Source organism: Roseibium sp. (assembly GCF_025698965.1).
Taxonomy (GTDB): domain Bacteria; phylum Pseudomonadota; class Alphaproteobacteria; order Rhizobiales; family Stappiaceae; genus Roseibium.
The window spans coordinates 1-3,302 of sequence record NZ_JAILWL010000604.1 but is presented as its reverse complement, the minus strand read 5'-3'; the positions used below and the strand labels follow the sequence as shown (position 1 = coordinate 3,302).

Sequence of the window (3,302 nt, the reverse complement as noted above, 5' to 3'; positions counted from 1 at the left end):
CCGTTGACCATCACTGAGGACGAAATCGCCCTTGCCGTTGAGCGCCTTGAAGAGGCTGCCGAGGCAATCGAGGCAAAATTGGTTGAAGGAGCGGCCGGATGACCGCCAATGGAAGCTATAGGAATTTTCTGGACCTGACGGAATTCGAAGGCGAAGAGCTTCGTGAAATTCTTGAAACGGGCAAAAAGATCAAGCAAGGCCGGAACGGCATGCGCCGTGGTGAAGGGCCGCTCGCCGGCAAAGTGCTCGCCATGATTTTTGAGCAACCTTCCACGCGGACGCGCATTTCATTCGACGTCGGCATGCGCGAACTCGGCGGTGAAACGCTGATGCTGACCGGTGCGGAAATGCAGTTGGGTCGGGGTGAGACAATCGGCGACACCGCACAAGTGCTGTCGCGTTTTGTCGATGCGATCATGATCCGAATTCTCAACCATGAAGATCTTCATGAACTGGCCGAACATGCGACGGTACCGGTCATCAACGGCCTGACAAAGATTTCGCATCCCTGCCAGATCATGGCCGACCTGATGACATTTGAAGAGCATCGTGGATCGATCAAGGGGAAAAGCGTTGCCTGGACCGGCGACAGCAACAATGTGCTGGCGTCGTGGGTGCATGCGGCTCCACGTTTTGATTTCGAGTTGCGCATTGCCACACCGGGTGAACTGCAGCCGCCGCAAGACCTGATTGACGCCGCCCGGGCCAAGGGTGGTTCCATTCTGGTCACATCAGACCCATATGAGGCGGTCAAAGGAACCGACTGTGTCGTGACCGACTGCTGGGTATCGATGGGAGATGATGATGCAGAGACGCGTCACAACCTTCTCAGCGCCTATCAGGTGAACCAGCGGCTGATGTCCGAGGCAAACAAGGATGCATTGTTCATGCATTGCCTGCCGGCTCATCGGGGTGAGGAAGTTACGTCGGAAGTCATGGACGGTCCCAATTCAGTGGTGTTTGACGAAGCCGAAAACCGTCTCCATGCCCAAAAGGGCATTCTGGCCTGGTGTTTCGGCGCAGCTTAAGGCAGAGCCAACGTGGCACTAAATCTTGATGAACTGGGCATTACGCCCGCAGGGCTGGACGCTGTCCGGCCCTTTGCTGTGGAAGGTCTCGACGTGCGCGGCCGTGCGGTCGCGCTCGGGCCTGTTTTGGAGCAGATTCTCGGTCGCCATGACTATCCTGAGCCGGTCTCGCGTCTGCTCGCAGAAGCGATCGCATTGACGGGCCTGCTCGGGACGTCGCTCAAATTTGACGGCCGATTTACCCTGCAGACCCAGACAGAGGGACCTGTTTCGATGCTGGTGGTGGATTTCGCGTCGCCGGATGCGATACGCGCCTATGCAAGCTATGATGAAGAGCGGGTCCAGTCATTGATGGATGCCGGCAAGGCGACGCCGGAGGCATTGCTGGGCCATGGCCATCTCGCCATGACCATCGATCAGGGCAAGCACATGCAGCGTTACCAGGGACTGGTCGAATTGGATGGCGTGTCTCTGGAAGTTGTTGCCCGTCGGTACTTCGAACGCTCCGAGCAGATCCCGACTGAGGTGCGCCTGGCTGTTGGCGAACTCTACACCCGCAAGGAAGGCGAGGGGCATGCCAAGACCTGGACGGCAGGTGGCATCATGGTCCAGTTCCTGCCGGAATCTCCGGAGCGCATGCAACAGGCGGACATCGATCCTGGTGATGCGCCTGAAGGCACGCCTCAGCACGAAGTTGAGGAAGACGATGCCTGGGTCGAAGCCAAGGTGCTTGTCGATACGGTCAAGGACGTCGAACTGACGGACCCGGAAGTGAGCGTGGAAATGCTGCTGTTTCGGCTCTTCCACGAGCGCGGTGTTCGCCTGTTCGAGCCTCAGCCCCTTGCCGACAAGTGTCGGTGCTCACGGGAAAAGATCGAAGGCGTCCTGTCTGGCTTCAGCGCTGAAGAAGTGCAGCAGATGAAGATTGACGGCAAGATTATCGTGACGTGCGAGTTCTGCAGCACCAAATACGAGTTCGATTCCTGATCTGGAAGGTCGACCCGTCTTGAAAAATTGGCCAGGAGGACCGATTTAGGCCCTTCTGTCATAGTTTGTTACAATTTTCGGCGTGCCATTTACGGGCCAGATGCCTATTTCGGGGCAGAACCCTTGCTATCGCGGAATATGCGGTCCTCGCGATTGCGGGTTCGTTGCGGGTGAATGACACAATTGGTGCTTGGTGAGCTGAATATGTTGCAGTCTCTACAATCAGAAACCGGATCAAAACAGGTTTCCGAGGTTCTCTCGCCGGCGGACGCTCAACCACCGGACGGATTTCAGCGGTTGAAGCTGGTTCTGAAGGCCCTTCTGCAGACCCTCATCGCTTTTGGAATTCTCCTGGCTGCCGTGCTCGGTATGAATGCTCTGGTTGCGACCAAACCTGACGTGCTCAAGCAGCCTGCGCAGGAAAAGAGCTATGCCGTCGAGTCCGTTCCGGTGGTTCAGGGCGACTTTGCCCCGGAGATCAATATTTACGGTGAAACCACCGCCGGTCGCGAAGTAGAGCTGCGAACGCTGGTTGGAGGTGAGGTTGTTCAGGTACATCCGAACCTGAAGGCTGGTGGAAAGGTTTCCAAAGGTGAAGTTCTCGTTGCTATCGATCGTTTCGATTATGAGGGGGCTGTGACCGAGGCTGAAGCCAATCTGGCTGAGGCACAGGCTGTCCTGGTTGAAAATCAGGGGCGCGTCAGGCTGCAGAAAGCCAATGTGGTTCGTGCGCAGGAACAGTTGGAATTGGCTGAGCGGGATCTGGTGCGTGCGCAAAGTCTGCTCGATAGCAGCGCCGTGACGGAACGGACGCTTGACGACCGCAAGCTGCTTGTCTCGCAGCGCCAGCAGACCCTGGAGCAGGCTCAAAACACCCTGGCACTTGAAGAAGCGAAGATTGTTCAACAGACCGCCGTGATCAAGCGTCAGGAATGGGGGTTGGAAAATGCACAGCGTCAGTTGGAAAACACCATCCTGAAAGCACCCTTCGATGCCATCGTTCGTTCTGAATCGGTGGAATTGGGACGGCTTGTCAGCGTCAATGATGCCGTGGTGTCTCTCTTCAACAGCGATGAATTCGAGGTTCGTTTCACGCTCTCCGACAATCAGTACGGCAGGCTTCTTGCAGAAAACGGAACCGTGGTCGGTCGGCCGGTTGAAGTGATCTGGTATCTGGGCAACGCGCCGGTTGTTTACCCTGCGACCGTGAGCCGGATTGGCGCGGATGTCGCCAGCACCCGAGGTGGAGTTGACCTGATTGCCTCGATCGATGCATCGCAGGTTCAG

3 protein-coding genes are annotated in these 3,302 nt (G+C 56.9%); all 3 read left to right on the top strand.

Annotated elements, in window-relative coordinates; all coding sequences use genetic code 11:
- Positions 1 to 98 precede the first annotated feature (98 nt).
- Complete coding sequence (gene argF / locus K5905_RS30320) at positions 99 to 1,028, top strand: ornithine carbamoyltransferase (RefSeq protein ID WP_297591427.1); 930 nt, start codon at positions 99 to 101, stop codon at positions 1,026 to 1,028.
- A gap of 12 nt (positions 1,029 to 1,040) precedes the next feature.
- Positions 1,041 to 2,015 carry an Hsp33 family molecular chaperone gene (locus K5905_RS30315; protein ID WP_297591425.1) on the top strand — a complete coding sequence of 325 codons (975 nt, stop codon included), beginning with the start codon at positions 1,041 to 1,043 and terminating at the stop codon, positions 2,013 to 2,015.
- Between the two features lie 204 nt (positions 2,016 to 2,219).
- A partial coding sequence (locus tag K5905_RS30310; protein ID WP_297591423.1) for an HlyD family efflux transporter periplasmic adaptor subunit occupies positions 2,220 to 3,302 on the top strand: 1,083 nt, incomplete at its 3' end.

Excerpts from the sequence above, each read along its gene's own strand:
- argF (WP_297591427.1), top strand. The coding sequence starts at position 99 with ATGACCGCCAATGGAAGCTATAGGAATTTTCTGGACCTGACGGAATTC.